Source organism: Dyadobacter sp. CY345 (genome assembly GCF_021502725.1).
In the GTDB taxonomy this organism is placed as follows: domain Bacteria; phylum Bacteroidota; class Bacteroidia; order Cytophagales; family Spirosomataceae; genus Dyadobacter.
On sequence record NZ_JAKFFS010000001.1, the window covers coordinates 751,562 to 777,240 of the forward strand.

Below are 25,679 nucleotides of genomic sequence, written 5' to 3' on the forward strand. Positions count from 1 at the left end.
TACGTTTAATTCTATTTCAATAAGCCAAGCCACACTTAAACGAATCTTTTCTCACGAATTGTTCAACAACTTAAATAAACTTTAACGTCTCCTGTTTTTCATACGTAAATAAACGCCGTTGGTCCAGCCAAAGCCCTCCTGGATGTCGTATTCTCCGCCACCAGCTTCAAGGTTCGTATCAGAAACGTTATATTTTTCCATCATTTTTCCCGTTCTCTTGAATTCTTTTTCATTCAAAGACAACCATTCGTCGCTCAGTTCATTGGCAGTTTTATGGAAATTATAATTCCTAAGTCCCTTATAAGTGATCCATTGTAAAGGTGCCCAGCCATTTGGCGCATCCCATTGCTGTCCGGATTTGACCGCAGTGGTTAGCAAACCTCCGGAACGCATGAATTGCAACCTTATGTATTTTCTGACATAATGCGACTGTTGTTTTTTTGCCAGTTTAAAAAACAACGGAAAAGTCCCTGCCAATGTAACAGCTTTTGTAAAATCCATTTTTACGAAATTGTAGTCCATATAATAATTGCGACTTTCGTCCCAAAAATATTTTTCCACCGCCTCGGATCTCATATTTGCTTTACTCTCATAAAGATTGAAATTTTCATAATCTTCATTGAGAAGGTATGCTTCCGCCAGCGTTTTCTCAAGATGATGCATAAGGCAGTTTAAATCGATCGGCAGAATATCCGTCGTCTGGATCGATGAAAAATCATTTTCATCCTGAAACCACCGGCTACTAAAATCCCATCCGGATTCTGCGGCAGCGCGAAGATGGCGATAGACAGATTCCGGAGAAACGTTATGACGCTCCACAGCCTCATCTGCCAATTCAATATCTTCCTTGTAGGCTTCCGGGCGAGGTGTTGATTTGTCATCCCAGTAACGATTTAATAAAACGCCATTTGGCAATCGAACCACGCGGCGATATGCGGTAAAATCTTCCTTTGAAGAGTTCCCTTCATCCATCCAGTAATCATACTCACGCTGCATCTGAGGAAGATATTTTTTTAAAATTTTCTTTCCTTCCATTTCGCTGTAAAGTCGCACCATTAGTGAAAAGAATGGCGGCTGAGAGCGGCTTAAATAATAAGTACGGTTTCCAGTCGGGACATGGCCGAACTCATTGATCAGATATGAAAAGTTGTTGACCATATTTTCGATCAGATCAACCCTGCCGCATTCTTTCAGCCCAAGCATAGTAAAATAACTATCCCAGTAATATATTTCCCGGAATCGTCCACCTGGAACCACGTATGGATGTGGCAAAGGGATCAGCGAGCCTCCTCGCTCCTGGCTTTCCGGCTGACGGGTAAGGTAGGGCCAAAGTTTTCTGATATGCTGTTCGGTTGTTAAATCCGTATCGGGCGTATACTCCACCTTAATTTCAGCTGGAATTTTGAAATGATCATGCACGAATTTATCCAGATTAAATTCAGGATCGTTTTTTTCGTGGTGATACTTTTCTATAATTAAAACAGGATCTTCCAAAGGGATACAATCCGCAAAGGTTTTCGAATCTTTGAAAATATGACTATTTTGAACATCACTAAAAAAGTTGCCAAACAACTCTTCCGGAGATGTGAGAGACTGACCAAATGTAACCGTAGAGGCAATGAATCCGAACAAATCTTATGGAATTTTAAAGTTCAAATTTTATTTAAATCAACGGATGACCGCATATGATAAAGGTACCAATTTACAGTCAAAATAATCGGATCGAATTTATTTCTAAACTTTTTATAATCAGTTTTTTACTTCGGTAAACTTTAATTTTGGCAACATCATTGCACTTTGGATGATCTGAAATTCAATATTTAAAATTCCAGCTTCTGCCTTAAAATCAACCTTTTCAGCGTCGTCAGTTGGTTTGTGATAGTCATCATGCCCTCCGGTATGGAAAAATAAAACCGGAATTTGTTTGGCATAAAATGAGCCGTGATCTGAACCTCCGCTGCCGGCTGCGTCTGTAAAAAATTTAATATCACTTTTTACAGGTTTGAAAATTTCCGGCCACTGATCACTCGTTCCAAAACCACCGATTCCGACACCTCGGTCGGGGTTATATCTGCCGATCATATCCATGTTACACATAAAGCTGATTTTGCTTAACGGCAGGGTGGGATTGTTCACAAAATGTTTCGATCCTAAAAGTCCCAACTCTTCCGCACCGAATGCTATGAAAAGAAAGTTGTAGGGTTCCTTGGTATCGTTACCCGAAAAATAACGTGCCAATTCCAGCAAACCCGCAACGCCAGAAGCATTGTCGTCTGCCCCATTGTGTATTTTTCCCTCAGGATGGTCATCTTTTGAACTTCCCTGGTTTCCTAGTCCCAGATGATCAAAATGCGCACCGATTACAATTGTGAATTCTGCGCCGTTATCCAAGAAGCCGATCACATTCTGAGTTTTGCGTAAACTATCCGGAACAACAACACGCCGGACTTTTGCAATAAATTCCTGCCTGAAACCATCCGTGCCCAAAGGCTTTAATTTATATTTTTTAAATTCTTTTTCGACGTAAGACGCCGCTTTTGCATTTTCCTTACCTCCTGTCCCGCGGCCTTTCATTTTGTCGGAAGCAAGTTTGTATATATGTTTTGAAATAATTTCAGGTGAAGGAGAAATCGTTTGCGCCGAGACATTAATAATCGAGAATAAAAAAAGAGTCGAAAAAAGGTATTTCATTAGCAGTAAAATTGAAGGATGATCAGGCAATGGTAAAATAGAGAGGGAGGCCCCGCAGAACCTCCCTGATTATTTGATTAATAGAAAAATTACTTCTTAATTTTTCTTAGCTCATCGTAAATAACGTCCATGATAGCTGTACGAGTATTAAGCGACGAGACTTTTGGGTTATCTCTTGTCGGATAAACCCGGTTGGAAAGAAAAACATAATTCAGATTTACCGAGGGATCAGCCCATACCATTATACCCGTAAAACCGGTATGACCGAAACTCACCGGGTGTGCATACTTTGGCGCGTTCCCTGTGAATTTAAAAGAAGGCTTATCAAATCCTAAACCGCGGCGACTTCCCATTTCAGGGTATTGATAACGGGTGAATTCGAATAGGGCATCTTTGCTTAACAATTGTTTTCCTCCATAATAACCTTTCTGTAAATACATCTGCCAAACTTTCATGACGTCATTAGCATCTCCAAAAAGTCCTGCATGGCCACTTAATCCACCTAGCAAAGCAGCTGCTTCATCATGAACTTGTCCATGAATTAATGTTTGACGGAAGAAGGTATCACGCTCAGTAGGAACGATCTGATCCAGATTATAAAAACGTCTCGGATTAAAAGTAAGTGAGGTAGCACCCAATTTTTTATAGAAATTGTTTTTAAGATAATCCTCAAATTCTACGCCGGTCAGACTTTTTACGATTTGTGGATAAAGTATGAAGGACAAATCACTATAAACATAACCTTCCTCAGGATTTAATGGTGACTCAGCAATCTCTTTATATAATTTTTTGCCATAATTTTTACGAAGAAAAAGACTGTCGCCTACGACCGAAGTCGGATATTTTGCTGACTGCTTCGTGCTGAAAAGTTTCTTTTTCAAAGTTCCATCCGGATTTTTAACTTCTTTCCAGAACATAATATAAGATTTCAAACGCGCACTATGGGTCAGAATACGTCGCCATGACAAATCTGCTTTGTTTGATTTTTTGAAATCAGGCAGATAATCCTTCATCGTGGCATCCAGGTCAAACTTCTTTTGATCATACAAACTCATCAAGGCAAGGGTTGAAGCTGTAATTTTGGTGACGGACGCCAGGTCATATAAATCGGTCAGTTTCACCGTCGCTAAACCTTCGTAAGTATGTTTTCCATAAGCTTTTCTGAAAAACACTTTTCCATCTTTCGCAAGTTGTACTACACAGCCAGGCGTTGCTTTGGCCGTAATGGCCAGATTTGCAATAGAATCAATCTTGAAAGTTATCAATTTTGAATCCATACCAAGCTCTTCAGGAATGGTATATTTCAAGCGTTCCAAAGCAGGCGTATCGATACCCAGCGCATACGGAAATTTCGCATTGACTGTAACCGGCAGTTTCCCTCTTGCCGGGATTGCTCCAAATATTAATTGCGCAGAAAGATCCTGTGTGAAAGGTGTCAGCTGATAGGCCATAACCAGTGCTTTTGCAGCTTCCGGCGTTGTAATTTTATTTAAAACATAAGGATTTCCAAACACAGAAACGACTGCCTTTTTCGTTGCCATAAGCTCCTGTAACATGGCGCTCATCTGCTCCGTCAATCCATAATTAACGCGCGGCGAAATACTGCTTAAATGCAAACCAACCAATAAAAGGTTATAGTCTTTCACTTTCGCACGAACGGCTTCAATTTGTTGAGGAGTCGCTTTGGCAGGAATGACAAAATGGTCTACTTTGGTATATAACCCGAGTGTGTTTTGGAAAGTTGTTATCGAATCAGCGCCCAGAGATATTGATGCAATTTTTAGCGTATCAAGTTCACGCAGCGGAAGTATGTTGCCATCATTTTTCAAAACGGTCAACGCTTTTTCAGTTAACAACCGGTTTGTTAATTCTGCCGATTTTGGGTTCAGATCTTCATAAAGGTTTGTCAGATCGACAGGTTTGTAATGATTCAAACCAACCCAGGCTTTGGCTTCCAGAACTTTCTTGCAACGAAAATCTATTTCGGCCTGCGAAATCCGGCCTTCCGAGATACTTTTTTTGATTTCTGCAACGGCCTTGGAAACGTCTTCTGTAAATTCCAGAATATCCATTCCTGCTTCCAGTCCCATTGCATCCGCCTTTCCATCTGCAAAATATTTTGTAACGCCCTTCATGTTCATCGCATCAGAATAAATCAAACCCTGATATCCCAGTTTGTTACGAAGAAGGTCTGTAACAATCGGCTTGGATAATGTAGAAGGCAGATTCGGTGTGTTATCCAACGCAGGAATGCTCAAATGCGCGATCATCATTCCCGATAAGCCATTGTTCATAAGGACTTTGAAAGGATACAATTCCAAAGTGTCCAATCTGGTAATATTATGATTGATCAGTGGAAGATCGTAATGAGAATCAACACCTGTATCACCATGTCCCGGGAAATGTTTTGCGCTGGTTAACAGACCGTTATCCTGCATTCCTTTCATATAAGCAACGGCCTTTTCAGCAACTTTATATTTATTTTCTCCAAAAGAACGGAAGCTGATCACCGGATTGTTGGGGTTGTTATTGATATCCGCTACCGGTGCAAAATTGATATGCATTCCAAGCCTTTTGGCTTGCTGCGCCAGCTCTTTTCCCATCTGGTAAATCAAGTCATCATTTCCCTGAATGGCACCCAAAGTCATCTGATATGGATAACGAACCGTGCTGTCGATGCGCATCGCAAGACCGAATTCAGCGTCCATTGCCACTAATAGAGGCACTTTGGAAATTGACTGGTAATAATTTGTAAGCTTTGCCTGAGGTACGGGTCCGCCCTGGAAAAATACTACTCCGCCAATTCTATTTTCTTTGATCAGTTTTTCGATCACGGCGGGATTGCTCGTTTTAGGATCAATTACGGCCCGCTTCACATCCGAAACCGCGGCTACCATAATTAATTGAGAAATCCGCTCGTCGGGAGTTAAGGTGGCAAAAACAGAATCAACCCATTGTCGATTTTTATTTAAAAATTGAGGAGGCGTTGTAGTTTGTGCCTGAACCGTGTGAATCGCAAACAGTAAAAATTGAAATACGAAGAAAATTATAGCTTTTTTCATGAATCGGAATAGAAATAGTATCGAGTTTCCAAAGTTTGGAAAAAAACGGACTTAAACAAAGCTTACTATTTTTAGATGTTCGCTAAGTTTAAACTATTCAGGCGAATGCAAGGCCAAGAAGAAGACCGGCGAGAATTAAAATATAGGATGGGAATTTTGTAAAAAACAGTATAAGTAATGTGCCGGCGACGGTGAGTACAGATTGCCAGTTAGTCGCCATCGGTTCGAACATGGATACCGCGGCAGCTATCGTAAGTCCGCAGCTTGTGGCATGAATTCCATTAAGAGAAGCACGAATCCCACGAAATTTTTTCAGTTGGTCCCAGATCGGATAAGCGAAAAATATGAAGAATGTGCCCGGCAGGAAAATTCCGGCTGTGGCAACAAAGCCGCCAATGATTTGGCCGGTGATACCAAATTCCTGCATCGATAAACTGCCAACATAGGTTGCTATTGAAAAAACAGGTCCGGGAACAACTTGCGTCAGAGCCATTCCGGAAAGGAATTCCTGGTCGGTCAAATAATGTTTAAATTCTACAAATTCGTTATAAAGGATTGGAATTAAAACTTGTCCGCCTCCGAAAACCAGGCTTCCGTTACGATAAAAATTTTCAAACAAACGGACGGGTAGTGATTTTGTGACTGTACCAATTCCCGCAGCTACGATTAAAACAGATATCCAGAAAATAATCGGTCGCCAGGTGATCCGTATCGGCCCACGCTCCATTTTTTCATGCTTTCTGAAATTCAGCGAAGCCGCCACTCCGCCGGAAATAATCAGCAGTGGCGTCATATATGGCGATGGAAATAAATAAGCGAGGATCGTAGAAATGATCAAAAAAGACCAGCCTTGAAAATTATGAATTACTTTACGGGCAATTGCGTAGCCGCCGTGCATCAGAAATGCAACAGCCATTGGCCCTACGAATTTGGTAAAAGACAACGATATTTGCTTCTGTTCAAGCATATGAATACCAATGGCCGCCAGGGTCATCAGCAGCATAGCTGGTAAGGACCACACAAGCAAAGTCAGATAGGCGAGGGGCTGCCCGCCGATTTTCAGACCAATTGCAGTAACAGTTTGTGTCGAACTTGGGCCCGGTAATACCTGGCATAGCGCCTGTAATTCCAGCAATTCCTCTTCTGTGATATATCTGCGCTTTTTTACGAGCCGCTCGATCATCATCATAAGGTGAACCTGTGGACCTCCAAATGCTGTGAACGACAGCAAAAGGATGTCCAGTAGGTAAATGATGTATCGAAATCGCCGAATCGGATGGTTCAAGAGCGTGGGTGATTATTTTTTTAATCCCAATTCACGTAAACGCTCATCCAGAAATTCTCCGGCAGTCATATTTACATACATTTTAGGAAATTCAGTGCTCACGCAGCTTTCCAGACTCGCCAGATTCATATCTGCGCGGGGGTGCATGAAAAATGGAATTGAAAAACGCGAAGTACCCATTTTTTCACGCGGCGGATTGACAACCCGATGAATAGTTGATTTTAATTTATGGTTCGTCAGGCGGTCAAGCATATCGCCAACATTAACGACAATCTGATCAGGAAGCGCTGTAATTGCAATCCACTTACCGTCGCGTCGCAAAACTTCCAGACCTTCCGCACTTGCACCCATGAGTAATGTGATCAGATTGATATCACCATGCGCCGCAGCTCTAACCGCGCCATCAGGTACTAAATCAGGATTTTCAATAGGGAAATAATGAAGCGCACGAAGGATGCTGTCGCCATTTTTTACTTTATCTTCAAAATAATCTTCGGAAAGGCCGAGGTAAACAGCAATAGCGCGAAGCAACGTTTTGCCGGCATTTTCAAAAGTTTTATACACTTCAACAGTATATTGCTCAAATTCAGGAAGCTCTGTCGGAAATACGTTTTTCGCCATATCACCAATCGGTTCAGGCTGACCTACGTGGTAGAATTCCTTTAAATCTGCGACTTTAAAACCTTTGGCAGTTTCCTTTCCTTTTCCAATATAACCCCGTTGTCCAAACAATTCCGGAAACTCGTATTTCTTTTTTTCCGGCTCAGAAAAGGAGAAAAAACGCTGTACGATATCGTAGAGTTTTATTCTTAAATCATCGCTAAGTCCATGATTCTTAATCGCAACAAATCCTATATTGGTAAATGCAGAACCAAGGTCCGCAACAAATTTTGCTTTTTTTTGCGCATCTCCTGAGGTAAAATCTGACAGGTCCAGGGACGGCACTTCTTCTAATAATGCAGGTTCCATAATTCTTTTTTATGCAAAGTATAAAACAATCTGTTGTTCATGCAACTAAATTTCCTGAACATTCAATCCCCTCATACGCTTGACGACCGTAGTTTGTTGAGTATAAATTTATGTCAGGTATGTAAATTCTGGTATTGATAATAGAAATTGTGTTGTTACAAAATGAACGAAGTTCGATTATTTAAGGGATAGCTCTATATTTACGCCTGATTTAATACCGATTTGAGGTCTGATATTCAAATTTGGATTAAACAACAACGTATACTTTAAAAGCAAATGCTCTTTAATTCATTACATTTCTTACTATTTTTTATTTTTGTAACAACCTTTTATTATACCCTTCCCTACAAATTCCGGTGGGTACTCTTGCTCGCAGCGAGTGCCTATTTTTACGCTTCGTTTATTCCGGTTTATCTTGTAATTCTGGGTGTTGTTATTGTCATAGATTATTTCGCGGGAATCTGGATAGAAAATGCCCAAGGTCGAAAGCGGCTGTTTATTTTGATATTAAGTCTCGTTGCGAACGTTGGATTTCTCGCTTTTTTCAAATATTTCGATTTCCTCAACAACAACATTACTTACGCGCTGCAACTTATTGGGCAGAAAAATGAAATGCCGCCTTTAAGAGAAATGTTTCCCGCGCTTATACTGCCGATCGGACTGTCATTTCACACGTTTCAGTCCATGAGTTATACCATTGAAGTCTACCGGGGAAACCAGAAAGCTGAATATAACTTCGGAATTTATTCATTATACGTACTTTTTTACCCGCAACTCGTAGCAGGGCCGATCGAACGTCCTCAAAACGTGTTATGGCAGTTTCGGGAAAAATTCGCTTATGACTGGGAAAATGTTAGAACCGGGCTCACGCTGATTGCCTGGGGAATGTTCAAAAAGGTTGTGATAGCTGACCGACTTGCGCTCGTAACGGATCCAGCCTATGCAGATGTTAAAAATCAAGGTCCGGCGGCTTTGTTGATAGCAACATTTTTCTATTGTTTTCAAATTTACTGTGATTTCTCAGGTTACTCCGACATCGCGATCGGAACGGCGAGAGTTATGGGTTTCAAACTTATGACAAACTTTAATGCACCGTATTTCGCAGAATCCATTTCAGAATTCTGGAAACGGTGGCATATCTCGCTCTCAACGTGGTTTCGTGATTACGTATACATTCCTCTCGGCGGAAATAGAAGATCCAAAAGCAGAGTTTATTTTAACACGATGACTATCTTTCTGCTTAGCGGTTTGTGGCACGGTGCCGACTGGAAATTTATAATCTGGGGTTGTATTCATGGAGTATATCTGATCCTGGCACAAATTTTCAATACGCATGCGATTTTCCGCCCTGATCATGCCGGAAAGGGCGGGCCTCTGCCAGTCAGGATATTTCATATTATCTGGACATTTTTGCTTGTCGCGCTGGCGTGGATATTTTTTCGGGCAAATAGTGTTTCAGAGGCCTTTCAGATCATTGAAAAAATATTCACCTTCTCTGCTTACGAAATCCCTGAACTTGCCATGAACAGCGGCGAATTTATTTTCTCCCTGGCTCTATTGATTCTGCTGATGGTTAAGGATAAATTTTTTGCCAAATATGTTCCGGATACAAAAATGTTCTGGATCTTATTCACTATCACTTGCCTCTGCTGTTATCTGTTTGGGGTTTTTACAAGCAATCAGTTTATCTATTTCCAATTTTAGGCTATGGGATATATGAATAGTTTAGTCCGATATGTCGCACTGTTTGTGTCCGGGATTATTTTCGTGATCAGTTTGTCGCCGGTTTTACAAAGAAAAATCGCTGCCAAAGGCTGGATTCCTGACCAATATCGATTTGGTGATCTGTACAATACTTCAAATCTGAGAAAGTTTAAGGAGCTTGATTATAAAAAAAATGCAACGCTTTTACCGTCGGATAAACCAAAAGTAAAATCGCAGAATGTTGATCTCTATACGATTGGAGATAGTTTCACACCGATGGATACAAGCTTTTACGCAGGACGTAAAAACTTTCACATCTGGTTGGGTGCCTATATTGATACTGTAAAACTCGACACATCAAAAAAGTCAATTCTGGTTATTGAGGTGATTGAAAGAACAATTCAGGAGCGATTGCGAAGTGACTATAAAGCATTGTATTTTGATAAGGGATTTCAGATTGAGGGAAAATTGAGGCCAAAAGCTCCTGAGGAAGCAGCGGAGGAACCGTCGTTCTGGTGGGATAAATTTGGCGATCAGATCAATCAGCGAATAGAATTTTTGCTATTTAATTATGACCCATTCCTGAAATTAAAAGAGTTGAAATCAAAAATCATGTTATCCTGGTTTGACAGGACACATACCGGAGCGATCATTTCCAGAAATCATGAATATCTATTTTACAATATCGAAGCGGACAGGAAAAATGGATTGTCTCCTTTTTATAATATTTCACCCGGATCGGTTGATACGATTGTAAATAACATGAACAACATTCGCGATTATTATAAAGGAGCGGGATTTGATGAGGTGTATTTTTGTTTCGTTCCAAACAAAGTAACGGTTTGCGAAAATGACCGCTTTCCATATAACAACCAAATTTCGAGGATAGAAACACATCCGAAACTTCGAACGCCGATTCTTTCGATACAGGATACAATCCGCAGTCACCCGGAATGGTATCATTTAGGAGACGGGCACTGGACAATAAAAGGTCAGCGTTACTGGTTGAAAACAGTTAACCAGTTGGTAAGGGAGTGGGAGGATTAAAAAGCAGCTACTGACTTATAGAAAAAACTGGAATTTGTTACCATATCAACTGACGCAAGTCTAAACCATTAAAACTTAGTTAAATCTGGGATGTTTTAAATGGTAGCGATTATGGTAACGAAAAAATATCTGGATGATCTGGAATACCAAATTACTGGCGCTTGTATTGATGTCCACAAACATCTTGGTCCTGGGCTTTTGGAAAGTGTATATCAAGAATGTCTTGCGCATGAACTACGTTTAAGACAAATCCTTTTCTCGCCGGAGCATACCATTGATGTTGTCTACAAAGGCTTTCATCTGGATACAGCCCTGCGTGTCGATTTTTTAATTAATAATTGTCTGGTAATGGAAATCAAGGCAGTAGATTCAATCCTGCCGATACACGAAGCACAATTGCTGACTTATATGAAGTTGCTAAAAACTCCGAAAGGACTTTTAATCAATTTCAATTGCACCAACATCATTCAAAATGGCAAAAAACCATACGTAAACTAATTCTACCGTAACCTGCTTTGAATATTTTAGCTTTTTATCTACCGCCTAAGACATTTAAGGAAAGCTAAGAGAAATGGAAAACAAACTTAGATGAAACCTTATATGTCTCAGGTGGTAGAAAAATAGAATGGTAATTTATTCTTTTAAACTTTTGATGTAAGCGATGGTTTGGGGCACTTGTTTCATAAATGATGGGCTTTCATCTTCTATGAAGTAATGTTTGATTCCGGCTTTTTTGGCGGCTTTCAGTACACCGGGGATATCGATTTGACCTGTTCCTAAGGCCACATCATTTTCGACCGGAGTTCCTCCCGACAAGTCTCCTTTAACGCCTTTTCGTAAATCTTTTAGGTGCATCAACTTCCAGCGACTACCGTATTTATCGAGTAGTTTGACAGGATCCTGACCCGGAAAGACAGTCCACAACACATCCATTTCGAAGGATACGTATTCGGGATTAGTGTTTTTGACGATATAATCGAACAGAGTTCCGTCTTCATAAGGGACGAACTCATATCCATGATTATGGTAACAAAGTGTTATACCGTTTTCTTTCAAAATTTTTCCTGCTTTATTAAAATCTGAGACAGCTTTCTTTGCTGTTTCCAAGTTAAAATTTCCTTTTTCATGAGGAATCCAGGCAACCATCACAAAGTTTGCTCCAAGGATTTTCGCGTTGTCGATAGTCTCCTGCGGATTGCTCACCAGCGATTCATATCCCGCGCCAATGGACGGCATTTTGATATTTCTTTTATCCAGTTGCTTTCTCAATTCAGCCGTAGTCATTCCCTTTTGCGGTCCGCCTTCAAGTTCTGTTATACCGAAAGCCTGAATTGAATCAAGTGTAGCTTCAATGCCTTTTGGAAAACTCGAACGGAAAGTATAGGCCTGAGCACCTATTGGTTTGGTATAAAGTGGCTCACCGGATTGTGCGTAGCTGCTGCTTTGAAAGAGTACGAAGGCAATCAGGATATTAGAAAAATTTACGATTTTACTCATATGGTTGAAGTAAGTAGATTAAAATATGACATGTGTTTTGTGCCAGAACGAAAAGAAGCTTTGGCAACAGAAATACTGTATAAAATTGACATTCCTGGTATAGATGCAATTTAATACCCGTCTGCCTTAATTTCCTTTTCAGTTATTTCTCCATATTTTTTCACCTGCTCCTTTATTTCGGAAGCTTTACCCACCATTACAAATTGCAGATTATTTTTCGGGAAATATTGCTGAATGATACTTTTGGCCTGCGCAGTTGTCAAACCATCCACTTTTGCCTGGAAAGTATTGATAAAGTTTTCATCGAAATTATAAATGAACATATCCGTCAATAATCCTGCAAGTGCTCCGGCAGATTCATAATTTGGCGGAAAATCTCCTTTCACATACGATTTTGCGGAGGCTAGCACTTGCTCATCAATACCGGTTTTATGAAGGCTATCAAGAACGCACAGCGCCATATCAATTGCCGGAACCGTTGATGCGTTTTTTGTAAAAGTGCTAACCACAAACGTTCCTGCCATTTTATACCTGCTAAAACGGCTGCTTGCACCATAGGTGAGTCCTGAATTAACACGAAGTGCATCATTAAGCCAAGAGGTAAATCGACCTCCCAAAACGGTGTTCACAACCAAAACAGGAATGTAATCAGGCGAACTATATGGAATTCCTTTTCCGCCAATATAAAATGTGGTCTCGCGGGCATCGTCCTTGTTCACCAGAAGTACGCGGCTTTTTTCAAAATTCATATCTGGCACGGCGCGTTTGATCATTCTCGCTTCTGCTGTTTTCCATCCTCCAAAAAGGGTGCTGATACGCTTCTTCATATCAGCAGTTTTAAAATCACCGACAATTGCAATGGCACCTTTTCCTGTTGTATAATTGGTCTCGTAAAATTTCTTTACATCCTCAACCGAAGTTTTCTCAACAGTCGATTTTGTGCCAGTCGTTGGATTTGCGTATGGATGTTTATCAAAAATAAAACCATTGAAATAATTCCCAATCACGCTGCGAGGGCTTTCCTTTATCTGAGATAATTCCAGCAATGAACGTTGTTTATGCTTCTCAAATTCTGTCGGATCAAAAACAGGATGCATGATTACCTGCTGTAAAACATCAAATAATTTGTCCTGATCTTTTACTGCAAAAGACGAATAAACGCTCGCACCTTCTTTACCCGCAGCCGTCGATAAATTTGCCCCGACAAAATCCGTTATTTCTTCAATCTGAGACTTTGTGTATTTTTTTGTGCCAAACACCAAAGCGTCAGCGGTAAGACTTGCAAGACCATATTGATCGCCGTCGTTTATTGAACCGGCATCAAAAACCGCAGAAAAATTTACCATCGGAACTTCATGTTGTTCCATGAGATAGACAGTAAGTCCATTTTTGAGTTGAAATTTTTCGTATTTCGGTACTTTAAAACTACCCTGCGCAGATGCGGAAAGCGTTGTCAATGCCAGAAGAAAGAATAGTATATTTTTCATGCTTAATTTTTAAAAATCGAAGTTTATAAAAAGAAATTTCAGGCTTTCTTGTCTGGTAAGAGATATCCAACCGTTCTGTTCCTTTCTGTAAAATATTTTGTTGCAACCCTCTTGATATCGTCAATGGTTACCTTCTCGTATAGTTTTGGCGCGTCATACATTTTTTTAAAATCACCAAAGAAAACTTCATAAGTTCCCATGCTGTTTGCCTTCCCGTTAATGGTTTCCATATTCCTGTAAAACTCCATCAGTTTCTGGTTTTTTACTTTTTGCAGCTCATTTTCAGTAACGCCATTTTTAATAACATTATCGATTTGTGCTAGAATCGATTTTTCCAGATCACCTGCTGAGATACTATCTCCTGCAATCGCATACACATTGAATAATCCAGGATCGAAATTTTCACTCATAAAGGTATAAACCTGCGAGGCGATCGTGGTATCCATGACCAGCGATTTTACCAAACGGGAGGAATTGCCTGACGTCAGCAAACTGCTGAACAGATCCAGAGCGTAATAATCCTCGTGACCGGTTTGCGGTGTATGGTAAGACAAAAGGACGTTTGGTGTCGTAATATCTTTATACGTAGTTACGCGACGCTCACCATTTTGTTCAGGTTCAACAGTGCGAATTTTAGGGGGTAAACCTCTCGCGGCAATGGGCGCCATATATTGATCTGCCAGCTTACGGACCTGATCGACCGTAATATCGCCGACCACTACCACCGTCGCATTGTTAGGTGAATAATAGGTTTTAAAATAATTTTCAAGATCGCTTTGCGTCCAGCTTTTGATATCTGATTCAAATCCAATCACAGGAAACATATAGGGATGCTCTTGGAATGCAACTGATTGGACAAGCTCACCCAATAACTGATAATTGCTGTTTTCCAGGCCTGTACTTCTTTCCGATAACACAACGCCGCGCTCGCTTTCCACCATTTTTGGATCGATTGTCAGGTCCGATATTCTGTCTGATTCCAATTTAAAAATTGTCTCCAAAGCATCTTTCTGAAACCAGTCGGTATATACTGTCACGTTCTCGCTCGTGTAAGCATTATTGGAACCACCGCTGGCCTCCATCACGCGGTCAAATTGTTTGGGGCCGTAATTTTTGGAACCATTGAACATCATATGTTCGAAGAAATGAGACAAGCCCGTGATGCCATGCACCTCATTTCTCGAACCAACCTTCCAAAACAAATACATATTGGCATTTGGTATGGAGTGGTCTTCCAGAACCAGGAATTTCATGCCGTTGGCAAGGGTGAATGTTTTAACATCCTCGGATTTGCTTTGCGCATTGGCCATACCAATACCAGCCATCATCGCTGCTCCGAGCAATAGTTTACGTAGCCTCATATAGAAATTTCAAAATTTGTTTTGTAATAATAATCAAAAAACTCAAATGGTAAACTGCAATTTGATGAATGGTAAAGTTTGACTCATTCTGAACTGAGCTTTTGGTAGTTATTTGCAAGTCACTGATAGTTAGTTTTTTATGCAATTTAGTACGTTAAATAAGTTGCAAAAAATAAACTGCGCCAAGATTGTTACTATCACTGTATTTTGACGTCATTAGTGTTAATATACTGACCGACAACAAATATTACTTCCACTTACTCATTAATTATTACTTTATGAAAAAACTATTTTTACTTAAAATGCTCTCCTTCGTGGTCTGCATCCTGATGCATTCCCTGGCTTTCGGTCAAAATAATGCAAACGTAAATTGTCCAAATCCTGCCGGTGGATGTGACACGATTGCGATTGAGCAAAAAATAAGTCCTTGGCGCGTTGGCGGATTTATTGGGCCCGCCGTAGCGTTTTGCGGCAGATGGTCGAGTACCTTTAATTCGGATAAATACAGAGATAAATCTTTGTTCAATGGAATTGGGTTTCACGCAGGTTTGAATGCGGATTATTTCTTCAAAGCAAAAGAAAAGAAACAACTAAAATTTGGCGTAGGTGCGGTTGCCGGTTTGCAAATGTTTTTTTTAAGAAACGACCTGGATGATTTCCTGGGTCGGATCGTTGCGGAATCGGGTTCTACTGGCGCAGTGATAAAAAAAGGTTCTTCCGAGGATAATTATCTGGCAGTCGGTCCTGTTCTGAGTTATGCATTTGGCAAGAAAACGAGATCACCTTTTATCGAAGCATCTGTCCGTGGCGGTCTTTTCAGGACAACGCCTGCGGCGATTTTTGTCTATGACGAGGCGACATCCAATAATATTTATTCTGTCACTGCAACGGATAAGCGCTATCATGCCGGATTTTTGGCTACGTTAGGTCTGTTTTTCCCAAGTAAAAAAGGGCTTTGGTCCTGGGGGGTAGAAGCAGCGGGATTTAGAACGAAAGTTAATTACATATTCCCTGGCGCGACCATTTACAGTTACCAACGTAAACATGGCGGTTTCACAGCCGGACTTGCGTTCCGTCGTAATTTTGTACGTGATATTCCTGTTCCAAAAGCCCCAACTCCACCATTAATTTGCGAAGTACCTGATCTGGAATTAATGATCAATGGTAAGTCAATTAAAGGTATGATTTTCAGTACACTTGATTCTACAAAAGCAGATAGTATCAACATCAGTTGGAAAAGCCGCACGATTTTGGATAGTACAAAAAGTGAAACTTTTACAGCTCGTCTGCATCAGCTAAATGGCGGAATGGATACGGTCATCGCGCAAGTTGTTTGCCAGAAAGAAACAAAGATGGCTTGGCCGGCAGCTTACGTAAATCCGGTTACAGGCCGTCCGGTTGAAGGTCAGTATTATGTTACCGTGCAAAGTCAGCAAATTTCTACCTGCGCATCTTGTATCAGTGAACCTAGCACAACGGGTTTTGCGGTTCAAAGTCCTGACACGGTTAAAATCAAAGTTCCGAGTTGCTTCAAACAATGCTTCCTGGAAGTTTATGCTTATAAAAAGGTTAAAGTTAAACGCGTTAAATACGGTAAATCGCCAACATCTTGCGTAGGCTGTATCTGTCCGGTTGACACGGTTTCGAAAACAATTTCGCAATACCATTTGTTAGGAACTGTTAAAAGAGATGATTGCGACGCATCAAAACTTGATTTGAACAGTGAAATCTCAAACATCAAAATACCAAACTGGGCGACCACGGTATATACTTCGGTTGAAACTGTTGTAGCAGGTGATTGTGAGGGATTAGTGCAAGGCAAAAATAAAATCAATTATTCTGCTCCGGTGAAGAAAGGCAAAGTGAGAATATTCAAAAGAGCGTATCAGAAGAAGTAAAGTTTCTGGGCTAGTAAATAATAAAGGGCTTCGCAAAATCTTGCGAAGCCCTTTATTATTTACTCTTCTTTGATCCATTTCACACGAACTACCCTGCTTTTTATATCGTGGTTGGCAAAAAAATGCAGCCAGTGAAGTTGTCTGGAAGACAAATGATCGGTCGGGGATTTTATTTCAATAAATGAATATTCATTTTCGTCCCAGACTAGCAAATCCGGAAAACCGCGTGTGTTTTCACGAAGATTGTATGCAATTTCCAGCATGACAGCATGAATTTGCTCGGGTGTCAAAAGCGAAATTAACCGAAGCACAGTTTCAAGCATATCCGGATACCAGCTGACCAGCACATTCGTCATCCCAAATTTTTCCTGAAATGTTCTTTCCACAATATTTGAAATGGCTTCCCTCGAATCAGCATCTTGCATTCTCGCCAAAAGCTGCTTTGATCTTTTGAAATAGAAATCCGGAAGGAAAAAATCTGACGGTACCCGTTGCAAGGGATTGTGTATCGCCTTCACGTTTGTGTCGTAAATAATATCCCAGAATAGAAGTCCAAAAAGCGATCGCCACGGCTCATTTTCACTGAAAACTGCTTCGGAACCAAGTTCTTGGTAATATTCAATTGCACCTCTTTCAACTCTGAAACGGTAAGAAATTGGAATGTCGATGCTGCTTGCGTCTTTCAAAGCTTGGGTTGTCCGTTTGACAGCACGTTTCTTTTTATTAACTATTTTTTCGTGAAAATCCTGTGAAAAATAACGTTCATCGGCATTCTGCGGACTCTCGGCAATTTCCTCACAAAGTGCCAGAGCCTCTTCAATTTCTCCAAGGTTGTACAAAAGCCGTACACGCCTTTCGCGCGCTGGTGCATCGTTTGTCAGCTGATAGATCGTCAAAGCCTGTGAAAACATTTTTTTTCGTTCAAGCCAGGCGCTGACACGAAGTATAAAAAGATGGTAGGAGGGGAGTGCTTTTTTGCTCAGGTTTCCGGATACTCCGGTTTGCCAATTCATGAACCAGTCAAAAATTTCTTCGGGAGGCACTGCATTTTTCAATACATCGAAGGTCTCTTTCATCAAAGAAATCATCAGCGTATCGTCGACGTCTTTCCGGGTATCAAATTGAATTGCTAAATGCTCTTCATCAAAAGACTGGAAGCGGACATGTCCCAGGTCCCGCACAACAAATTCAGTCATGTCGGCATACCTGTTTCCAAAAAACAGAAATTTCATCATCATCACTTCCGCCTCAAAACTGACCTTAACAATCGGCTCTGTTTCCTGGATGATCTCACAAATTGCGTCAAACTCATATTCATGCAAAAGCCACCGGATGAGATCTGCCTTACGAATTGATTTCGACGGCATTATTTCCGGTTCCAGAATTTTTGTAAATGCCAGATGTTCAGGTTTTGTGAAAAGATTCATTACCTCTTCAAACCGGTCTTCATGAAGTTCGCAGAGCGCCTGAATAAATTCCCTTTCATGCAGCTCGTTTAGCGCCGCCGATATATCGGTAATTTCGGAGTATTTGAGATTATTAACCCTGAAAAAAGACTTACTTCTGTTGCTGAACCGAATGAACAAACATTGGGCGTCTTCCGAAAGAGAATTGTAGTTATTTAAAAATGCGAGCTCGTTTTCATTTAAAATGGATTCGTACATTTTCCGCACAAATTCCAGTACATAACCGAAGTAATCATGGTAATATTTTGGTGGAAGATCCTTTGGGAATTCGTTAATCTGCACAGTTGTCAATGAAGTATGTTAAGGCTGATCGCCAGTAAACTTTATCCAAATATAACGAGACAACGAATCAAATATTTGTCTGGTCCAATCTTTTCTCAAACGGTTTCGGATTAATGCTCATATTTAATAAAATACACTATAAGAAGGCATAGTTTTTATGTTTTAAATGTCAATTTATGGAAACATAAATAGTATAAATAGGATTTTGACAATACAAACATTGCCCAATTTCGATTAACGTAGTATTTTATATAGAATTGAATTACATTTGTTTCCAATGGAAAATAACTTTTAGAGCCCATGACAACATTAGATTCGTACAATTTTTCCGGCAAAAAAGCCTTGGTTCGTGTTGATTTTAACGTACCGCTTAATGACAAGTTTGAGATCACGGATGATACCCGTATCCGTGCGACCATACCTACCATCAACAAGATTCTTAGTGAAGGAGGATCTGTAATTTTGATGTCCCACCTTGGGCGTCCGAAAGATGGGCCAACGGAAAAATATTCTTTAAAACATTTGGTTAACCCTCTGTCGTTAATTTTAGGAAAAACAGTAAAGTTTGCTGATGATTGTATCGGAGCAAGCGCAACCGAGCTGGCGAAGGATTTACAGCCAGGCGAAGTTTTGCTTTTGGAAAACCTTCGTTTTTACAAAGAAGAAGAAAAAGGAAATGAAGAATTTGCTGAGAAATTGTCTAAACTAGGAGATGTTTGGGTAATGGATGCGTTCGGAACGGCTCACCGTGCGCACGCTTCTACGGCGGTTATCGGTAAGTTTTTCGCTGATAAAGTTTGTGGATATGTAATGCAAGCTGAATTGGATAATGCTGAGCGATTGCTTGAACATTCGGAGCGCCCTTTCACGGCGATCATGGGTGGAGCTAAAATTTCTGATAAAATTTTGATCATCGAGCGTTTGTTGGATAAGGTTGATAATCTGATTATCGGCGGTGGAATGTCATATACATTTACAAAAGCATTAGGTGGAAATATAGGAAAATCACTACTCGAAGCAGATAAGATGGATTTAACACTTGAATTACTTGAAAAAGCAAAACAAAAAGGTGTTAATATATTGTTGCCTATTGATACGGTTATCGCTGATAAATTCAGTAACGACGCAGAGCGTCAAACAGTACCAGCTGCTGAGATTCCGGCAGAATGGGAAGGTTTGGATATCGGTCCTGAATCGATCGAATTGTTTAAGGGCATTATCGCTTCCTCAAAAACAGTTCTTTGGAACGGCCCAATGGGTGTTTTTGAATTCCCGAATTTTGCAATCGGTACCAATGCAATCGCTGAGGCGGTAGTTGCTGCAACAGAAGAAAATGATGCTTTTTCGTTAATCGGTGGTGGTGATTCAGCTTCTGCTGTGAACAATGCAGGTTACGGAGATCGCGTTAGTTACGTTTCGACTGGTGGTGGTGCTTTGCTTGAATATATGGAAGGAAAAGTTTTACCTGGCGTTGCTGCTTTGGAAAAATAAAATATAATAATGGTTAATTGTTAAGGATTAATTGTTAATGATGAAAAAAATGAGAATTAGGTGCTTGTCGCCTGGTTCTCTTTTTTTTGTGTAGGGTGTATGCGTTTTACGTATGCATGGAGTCATCCGCAGTCTGAAAGCTGATAGCCGACTGCCGAAAGCAAAAAAAAGAAATCCATCCCTCAAATGAAGAATGGATTGTCTGAATTATTAACCTAACTAATTTATAAATAAAGTCACGACCTGACCTGTATTTTCTTCTTAACTTCCGCTTTTCACGCGCGACTGGATATCGTCAGAACCGGTGTTGCGTTGTCTTGTTTTCACGTTTTGGTTCCCAAAGCGATAAGTGAATGTAATGCGTGCCTGACGACTCGGCCATGTGCTGTTTACTCTCAAATCAATATCTTCAAACTTAGTTGTACCTCTGAATTTGTTGGTCCAAAATGGATCCTGAACGCTCAAACGAATCGTTGCTTTTTTATCCATTAAGGATTTTTGTAACCCAAGACTAATTGCTCCCTGAGATTTCGATGAAAGAAGTCCGTAAATCGCAGGGCTGTTATACCAGCCTGAAAGTTCTGCTGTCCAGTTTTTAGGTAGCGTAAAAGTGTTATTAACGAATGCGTTGTACGTGAAAATTTTCATATCAAATGGCGCATTCCGGTAAAATGTCTGATAGTGATTATAAGCAGCCGTTACGTTAGTCTGAATATTCCACCATTTTTTGACCGGGATCGGCGCGGAAATTGTCAGACTTATATAGTTCTGATTATCAAGATTTTCTGTTGTCACGTAAGTCTGGTTTTTTTCAGGAACCAGCATGGGAACTTCGTCAGCGATCATGTCTTTTACACGACTGTATGCCAGGGTTGTATTCAAGAAACTTTTGTAAACATGAACCAACTGAAACGAATGCGTATACTGCGGGCGAAGGTTTGGATTCCCTTTCTGGAAAGTGTACGGATCAAGATAATATTCAAACGGGTTAAGCGATTGGTAATTCGGACGGTCGATCCGGTAGCTGTATGACAGGTTTAAGACGTTACTGCTGTCCAGATTTCTTGATACAAAAACACTTGGGAATATGTTCAGATAATTGCGGTCTCTGATACTGTTCAGCGTAACCGAATTCCCGATAGCATGCGTGTGTTCTGCGCGAAGACCAAGCTGGAATTTCGTTTTTGAATTAAACTGTCCGTTATAGTTGGCATATCCTGCGTTAATATTTTCAGTATATTTAAACTGGTTGGTACGCGAAGGATCCAGTTGCCATACATCTCCAAAAGTTTCAAAAATCATATTGTTGTCAGATTTTACATAACTTGATTTCAAACCTGCCTCAAATTTCCCTTTGCCAATTGGCTGCATATAGTCAAGTTTGGCCACGCCGATATTTATCAAAGCGGGCATGTTGTTGCGGACGATATCTGTTTCTCCTGTCGGCGTGCCATTCGGATTGAAATATCTGGTATCCAGAAAATTGTATCCTTTGCTATCGTATTGCACATAATCCACATCAAATGTCAGCTCTTTGCCTTTGTCGTTAAACTGATGTTTAAGGTTAACATTGGCACTGATATTATTCATGTGATTATTTGCGTTCATATCGGTATGATACGTTTGCTGTAAACTCAGGTCATCATTTAATATTTCAGCGTCAGTGGCACGGATCGGGTTTTTCCAGGCATTATAAAATCCTGAAAACAATACTCCGATCGTTGTTTTATCCGTTGCGAAATAATCCATTCCTACACGATAGTTATAATTTCTTGCGCGCCAATCACTTTTTGAGTCCATATTGAATGTCGTCGTTTTTCCTTCATAGGGAATGGCGCGATAAATTACCTGTCTGTTAAAACCTTCTCCTTCAAAAGCGCTTGCTGTTCCAAAAAGACTTACTTTTCCCTTTCTGTTATTTAGTGCAAGCGACCCATTGCCACGTCCGTAACCAGGTGAAGCGATACCGCCGCCGATTGAAAAATTACCGTTTGTTCCGAAGTTTTTATTTTTCTTGAACTTGATATTAATAATACCTGAATTTCCTGCTGCGTCATACTTTGCAGATGGATTAGTGATCAGCTCGATTTTTTCAATGTTATCACTCGGGGTGTTTCGTAATAAATTCACTAATTCAGCCTGAGACAGATATGTTTGCTTGCCATCGATCTGCACAATGACACCATCTTTTCCGCGAAGTTGCAGCTTATCATTTTGTTGATCCACGGTTACACCTGGTGATCGTTCCAAAACTTCGAGCGCAGTGGCACCAGCTGAGACAATGCTGTTTTCAACGTTGATAATCGTCCTGTCTATTTCCTGTTCAATAAAGGGCTTTTTAGCCGTAACAGTCACTTCATTGAGTGCTTGCGACTCGGGTTGTAGCGTGAATGTTGGAAGGTTTATCAATTTGTCAGAAACGGAAAACTTTTTACTGTAAGATTTTTGATAACCGACCATTGAAATCAAGGTCAGATACTCTCCTGCATCAACCTCATCAAAAAGAAATTTTCCGGTTTCGTCAGCAGCAAGTCCCTTGGAGAGCGTGGAGTCTTTTGCTTTGAGAAGCAAAACATTTACAAAAGGAAAGGGCTGGGATTTTTCGTCCAGAATAATACCAGACACTTTTCCTTTTGATGCAGGGGTTTGAGCGAGCACAAAGCTACCGCTCAGTAGCAACGCTACTGTTAGATTAATGAAGAATTTCATGGCTAATAGATGTTATTTTTTCAACGATATCAATCTGGTTTTCAGGAGGTTTATATCCTGTTGCTCACGCTTGAATATCGACTACAATGCAAAGATAAGTACTTGGTATAACATAGAACCTTAGATTACATAAATGGTTGTTTTGGTATATGAACGGAAACCAAGTGACCGGCTTACTTTTCATAGATACAAATAGAAGCAAGAATGTTGCACGAGGAAAGAAAAAAAGTTTAAATGGTAAGAAAGGCAGGATGAAACGGGAGGAAAGGCGTGTAAATCGAAAAAAAAAAGCAGGAAACTTTCTTTTAAGAAAACTTTCCTGCTTTTTGCAATACCAACCACTTATCTCAAATAATCAATTCCTAATCAATTCTCTGTTCGAACTGGCAGAGGTATTTAGTTTTAAAAGATCTTCGCTGGTGCTATTTATAAGTGTTATTACATCAATTTCTAAAATTCCAGCAATCTGGATTAGTCTTTCCAGGGTGATTCTAGTGTAGGCAAGTTCGATTTTGCTATATGCATTTTGAGAAATCCCAAGTTTCATCGCCATGTAATCCTGGGTGTAATCTCTGTATTCTCTTACTTTCCTAATATTTGCTGCCACCGTTTTTATTTTCGTTTCCACCGCAACATCCATAAAGTATCAAAGGTTAATTAAACATCATCACGTATTCTTTTCATATACGGTTTTTAGATGGTGTTCGGATTTATTTCTTTGAATAATATTTAGAAATTATTATGTGATTTGTGTCAGGGAAAAATGGGGCTGTGGAAATATTCAGTCTGGATAAGTTGAATTGATATCTGAAATAATTTTGATACCACATTTTTTCATTAATTCGCTGGCATTAAAGTCTGTACAAATTCCTTTGGTGAGCCGGTAATTAAAGTGGATTTCGTCGTCGGTTATTTCGCTGTTGAAACTGAAATTCTCAACCGCTGGATTGTTTTCTGTCAGATGGGCCAGTTCCAAGTCATGTGTTGATATGATGCCAAATGCGTTCATTTCACTTAGCTGTTTTATCAGAGAAGCACCACCTTTGTATCGATCCTTTGAATTTGTCCCTTTAAACATCTCGTCCAACAGAAAAAATATGGGCTCCTGGCTTTCTATTAGTTTCAGTAATTGCTCGATTCTTTTCAACTCAGCGTAGAATGACGAAATTCCTTCCTCCAAATTATCCTGGGTTCGCATGCTTGTAAAAATCTTCATGTTTGAAACACGTGCCGACCTGGCGCAACAGGGAGCACCCATCAGAGCCAGAACAAGGTTTAATCCGACAGTTCGAAGAAAAGTACTTTTTCCAGCCATATTGGAACCGGTGATCATCGCGAGTTCTCCACGTCCAGCCAAATTGAAATTGTTGCAAATTCTTTTTTCAGTTGCAATCAACGGATGTCCCATTTCAGTAAAGCTGATTGTATACGGTTCATCTTCTATCTCAGGAAAGCAAAAAGATGGATTTGAATAAGCAAAACCAGCTATACTGCAAAGTACCTCAAACTCGCTGACAGCAGTTGCCCAATATTTCAGGTAGCCGCTATTTTTTAGTTTCCATTTTTCAGTCAGGAGAATCCAGCGGATATCCAGCAACCACAAATTGTTGAAAATCGTGTAAAATTCATTCCTGCCAATAGATCGTTTCGTTCCTCGGTTCTGGAAAACTTCAAGGATCTTTTTTAGTTTTTCAATTTCATCGGCAGCCGAATAATTATTCTGAGCAAAGGTGGATTGAACTTCTCTTAAATATTCAGACTCAAACTTTTCTGTCTCAACCTGTGTAATCAGTGAATGGTATCCGCTCAGGATTTGGAGATTCTGGTGTGTACTATCAATAATCTCTTCCGCGATTTTATTAACCTTTTTTAAAAACCGAGCGTTAACAAATAAGCTTACCACGAGTGGAATTACAAATCTGGTCAAGAAATCTTCAAGAAAATACATAAGTCCGTAGATGAAGTAGCCTGCCGAAATGGTTGACAAAATTGACATCACGATACTTGTCCAACGGTATTTCGATTCTTTGTCCAGCAAATCACCTGGTTTCTCTACCCATTCCAAAAGCTTATTATAGTCGCTTTTTGAATTTTCATAGCGCATACCGGCAACTTGAAAATCCTGTCGCCAGTTTAATTTATGAGCAAGTTCTTTGATCGCGCCCTGCCTTTTTAATATAACAGATTTCGTCGCAGGCCGGGATAGCCAATCTGCCAGAAGCTGACGTCCTGATTCGGTTGTTGTTCTATTGATAAGTTGAAAGAGCGAATGAGTCCCAAAAACATCGAAATCTGATGCATACGCATGATCGAGGGAAACGAAGGATTCTCCCATTGGAAGATTTTCGAATTTGTTCGTTAATCTTGCAACCTCGGTTTCATTTATTTTTTTGAGGAAACCTGCTCTCTGTCTCTGTTTATGCAACTTATTGTAATGAGTAATGAGCAATCCAAAACCGATAAAGCACAAAGGAATTACAAAAAAGAGAGGTACCAGGAATCGCTCATTTGCGAGAAAAATTATAGCAATAACAGAACAAACGAAAGCGGCCAACCTGAATGTGGAAAGTCGATTTATCGATTGACTCAGGCTGGTAAGCGTCGAGTCCAGTTCGCGAATGTTTGTTTTGTATGTATTCATTCGAGTTGTATTTTTTTAATTGGAGGTTTACATATCTAAGTCTGGCTGCAATATAATCAAATGTAACTGTGCGGAATATGTGAATTATT

17 protein-coding genes are annotated in these 25,679 nt (G+C 40.2%); 5 read left to right on the forward strand and 12 right to left on the reverse strand.

Going from position 1 to position 25,679, the window contains the following annotated elements; all coding sequences use genetic code 11:
• Window positions 1–81: 81 nt before the first annotated feature.
• From treA to L0657_RS03250, 5 genes are all read right to left on the reverse strand, one after another.
• Window positions 82–1,632 carry an alpha,alpha-trehalase TreA gene (treA, locus tag L0657_RS03230; RefSeq protein WP_235148955.1) on the reverse strand — a complete coding sequence of 517 codons (1,551 nt, stop codon included), beginning with the start codon at window positions 1,630–1,632 and terminating at the stop codon, window positions 82–84.
• Window positions 1,633–1,749: 117 nt separating this feature from the next.
• Window positions 1,750–2,691, reverse strand: a complete 942-nt coding sequence (locus tag L0657_RS03235; protein ID WP_235148956.1) for a M20/M25/M40 family metallo-hydrolase — start codon at window positions 2,689–2,691, stop codon at window positions 1,750–1,752.
• Between the two features lie 89 nt (window positions 2,692–2,780).
• Window positions 2,781–5,753, reverse strand: a complete 2,973-nt coding sequence (locus L0657_RS03240; RefSeq protein WP_235148957.1) for a glycoside hydrolase family 3 N-terminal domain-containing protein — start codon at window positions 5,751–5,753, stop codon at window positions 2,781–2,783.
• Between the two features lie 97 nt (window positions 5,754–5,850).
• Window positions 5,851–7,038 carry a chromate efflux transporter gene (gene chrA / locus L0657_RS03245; RefSeq protein WP_235148958.1) on the reverse strand — a complete coding sequence of 396 codons (1,188 nt, stop codon included), beginning with the start codon at window positions 7,036–7,038 and terminating at the stop codon, window positions 5,851–5,853.
• Window positions 7,039–7,050: 12 nt separating this feature from the next.
• A complete protein-coding gene (locus L0657_RS03250) occupies window positions 7,051–8,007 on the reverse strand; it encodes an isopenicillin N synthase family oxygenase (RefSeq protein ID WP_235148959.1) in 957 nt (318 codons plus the stop codon).
• 276 nt (window positions 8,008–8,283) lie between these two features.
• On the opposite strand from L0657_RS03250, the gene L0657_RS03255 reads away from it, so the two are divergent.
• The 3 genes from L0657_RS03255 (at window position 8,284) to L0657_RS03265 (ending at window position 11,256) form a co-directional block, all read left to right on the forward strand.
• A complete protein-coding gene (locus tag L0657_RS03255) occupies window positions 8,284–9,711 on the forward strand; it encodes an MBOAT family protein (protein ID WP_235148960.1) in 1,428 nt (475 codons plus the stop codon).
• 12 nt (window positions 9,712–9,723) lie between these two features.
• Window positions 9,724–10,758: a hypothetical protein gene (locus L0657_RS03260; protein ID WP_235148961.1), complete on the forward strand. Its 1,035-nt coding sequence runs from the start codon at window positions 9,724–9,726 to the stop codon at window positions 10,756–10,758.
• Window positions 10,759–10,869: 111 nt separating this feature from the next.
• Entirely contained in the window at window positions 10,870–11,256 is a 387-nt protein-coding gene (locus tag L0657_RS03265) for a GxxExxY protein (protein WP_235148962.1), read from the forward strand.
• A 135-nt stretch (window positions 11,257–11,391) separates the two neighbouring features.
• Here the strand turns inward: L0657_RS03265 and L0657_RS03270 are convergent, their stop codons facing one another.
• The 3 genes from L0657_RS03270 to L0657_RS03280 form a co-directional block, all read right to left on the reverse strand.
• A complete protein-coding gene (locus L0657_RS03270; protein ID WP_235148963.1) occupies window positions 11,392–12,255 on the reverse strand; it encodes a sugar phosphate isomerase/epimerase in 864 nt (287 codons plus the stop codon).
• Between the two features lie 110 nt (window positions 12,256–12,365).
• On the reverse strand, window positions 12,366–13,742 hold the full coding sequence (locus L0657_RS03275) for a pitrilysin family protein (RefSeq protein WP_235148964.1): 1,377 nt from the start codon (window positions 13,740–13,742) through the stop codon (window positions 12,366–12,368).
• A 38-nt stretch (window positions 13,743–13,780) separates the two neighbouring features.
• Window positions 13,781–15,103, reverse strand: a complete 1,323-nt coding sequence (locus L0657_RS03280; RefSeq protein ID WP_235148965.1) for a pitrilysin family protein — start codon at window positions 15,101–15,103, stop codon at window positions 13,781–13,783.
• A gap of 278 nt (window positions 15,104–15,381) precedes the next feature.
• Here L0657_RS03280 and L0657_RS03285 point away from each other — a divergent pair, with 278 nt between their 5' ends.
• Window positions 15,382–17,001: a hypothetical protein gene (locus L0657_RS03285; protein ID WP_235148966.1), complete on the forward strand. Its 1,620-nt coding sequence runs from the start codon at window positions 15,382–15,384 to the stop codon at window positions 16,999–17,001.
• Window positions 17,002–17,060: 59 nt separating this feature from the next.
• Here L0657_RS03285 and L0657_RS03290 read toward each other — a convergent pair whose 3' ends face one another.
• Window positions 17,061–18,749, reverse strand: a complete 1,689-nt coding sequence (locus tag L0657_RS03290; protein ID WP_235148967.1) for a VRR-NUC domain-containing protein — start codon at window positions 18,747–18,749, stop codon at window positions 17,061–17,063.
• 300 nt (window positions 18,750–19,049) lie between these two features.
• Between L0657_RS03290 and L0657_RS03295 the strand changes: the two genes are divergently transcribed.
• A complete protein-coding gene (locus L0657_RS03295) occupies window positions 19,050–20,240 on the forward strand; it encodes a phosphoglycerate kinase (protein WP_235148968.1) in 1,191 nt (396 codons plus the stop codon).
• 261 nt (window positions 20,241–20,501) lie between these two features.
• Here the strand turns inward: L0657_RS03295 and L0657_RS03300 are convergent, their stop codons facing one another.
• The 3 genes from L0657_RS03300 to L0657_RS03310 all read right to left on the reverse strand — a co-directional run bounded on the left by L0657_RS03300 (window position 20,502) and on the right by L0657_RS03310 (window position 25,590).
• The gene (locus L0657_RS03300) at window positions 20,502–22,949 is read right to left on the reverse strand and encodes a TonB-dependent receptor domain-containing protein (protein WP_235148969.1); all 2,448 of its coding nucleotides are present in this window, start codon (window positions 22,947–22,949) and stop codon (window positions 20,502–20,504) included.
• 355 nt (window positions 22,950–23,304) lie between these two features.
• Window positions 23,305–23,589, reverse strand: coding sequence for a helix-turn-helix domain-containing protein (locus L0657_RS03305; RefSeq protein WP_235148970.1), 285 nt, complete (start codon window positions 23,587–23,589; stop codon window positions 23,305–23,307).
• Window positions 23,590–23,730: 141 nt separating this feature from the next.
• Complete coding sequence (locus L0657_RS03310) at window positions 23,731–25,590, reverse strand: MutS-related protein (protein ID WP_235148971.1); 1,860 nt, start codon at window positions 25,588–25,590, stop codon at window positions 23,731–23,733.
• Between the last annotated feature and the right edge of the window lie 89 nt (window positions 25,591–25,679).

What these genes read in the sequence shown, in the direction of transcription:
- L0657_RS03310 (WP_235148971.1), bottom strand. Translation starts at nt 25,590, where the DNA reads ATGAATACATACAAAACAAACATTCGCGAACTGGACTCGACGCTTACC.
- L0657_RS03305 (WP_235148970.1), bottom strand. Translation starts at nt 23,589, where the DNA reads ATGGATGTTGCGGTGGAAACGAAAATAAAAACGGTGGCAGCAAATATT.
- L0657_RS03265 (WP_235148962.1), top strand. Translation starts at nt 10,870, where the DNA reads ATGGTAACGAAAAAATATCTGGATGATCTGGAATACCAAATTACTGGC.
- L0657_RS03235 (WP_235148956.1), bottom strand. Translation starts at nt 2,691, where the DNA reads ATGAAATACCTTTTTTCGACTCTTTTTTTATTCTCGATTATTAATGTC.
- L0657_RS03295 (WP_235148968.1), top strand. Translation starts at nt 19,050, where the DNA reads ATGACAACATTAGATTCGTACAATTTTTCCGGCAAAAAAGCCTTGGTT.
- L0657_RS03285 (WP_235148966.1), top strand. Translation starts at nt 15,382, where the DNA reads ATGAAAAAACTATTTTTACTTAAAATGCTCTCCTTCGTGGTCTGCATC.
- L0657_RS03270 (WP_235148963.1), bottom strand. Translation starts at nt 12,255, where the DNA reads ATGAGTAAAATCGTAAATTTTTCTAATATCCTGATTGCCTTCGTACTC.
- L0657_RS03250 (WP_235148959.1), bottom strand. Translation starts at nt 8,007, where the DNA reads ATGGAACCTGCATTATTAGAAGAAGTGCCGTCCCTGGACCTGTCAGAT.
- L0657_RS03275 (WP_235148964.1), bottom strand. Translation starts at nt 13,742, where the DNA reads ATGAAAAATATACTATTCTTTCTTCTGGCATTGACAACGCTTTCCGCA.
- L0657_RS03300 (WP_235148969.1), bottom strand. Translation starts at nt 22,949, where the DNA reads ATGAAATTCTTCATTAATCTAACAGTAGCGTTGCTACTGAGCGGTAGC.
- L0657_RS03255 (WP_235148960.1), top strand. Translation starts at nt 8,284, where the DNA reads ATGCTCTTTAATTCATTACATTTCTTACTATTTTTTATTTTTGTAACA.
- L0657_RS03240 (WP_235148957.1), bottom strand. Translation starts at nt 5,753, where the DNA reads ATGAAAAAAGCTATAATTTTCTTCGTATTTCAATTTTTACTGTTTGCG.
- L0657_RS03260 (WP_235148961.1), top strand. Translation starts at nt 9,724, where the DNA reads ATGAATAGTTTAGTCCGATATGTCGCACTGTTTGTGTCCGGGATTATT.
- L0657_RS03280 (WP_235148965.1), bottom strand. Translation starts at nt 15,103, where the DNA reads ATGAGGCTACGTAAACTATTGCTCGGAGCAGCGATGATGGCTGGTATT.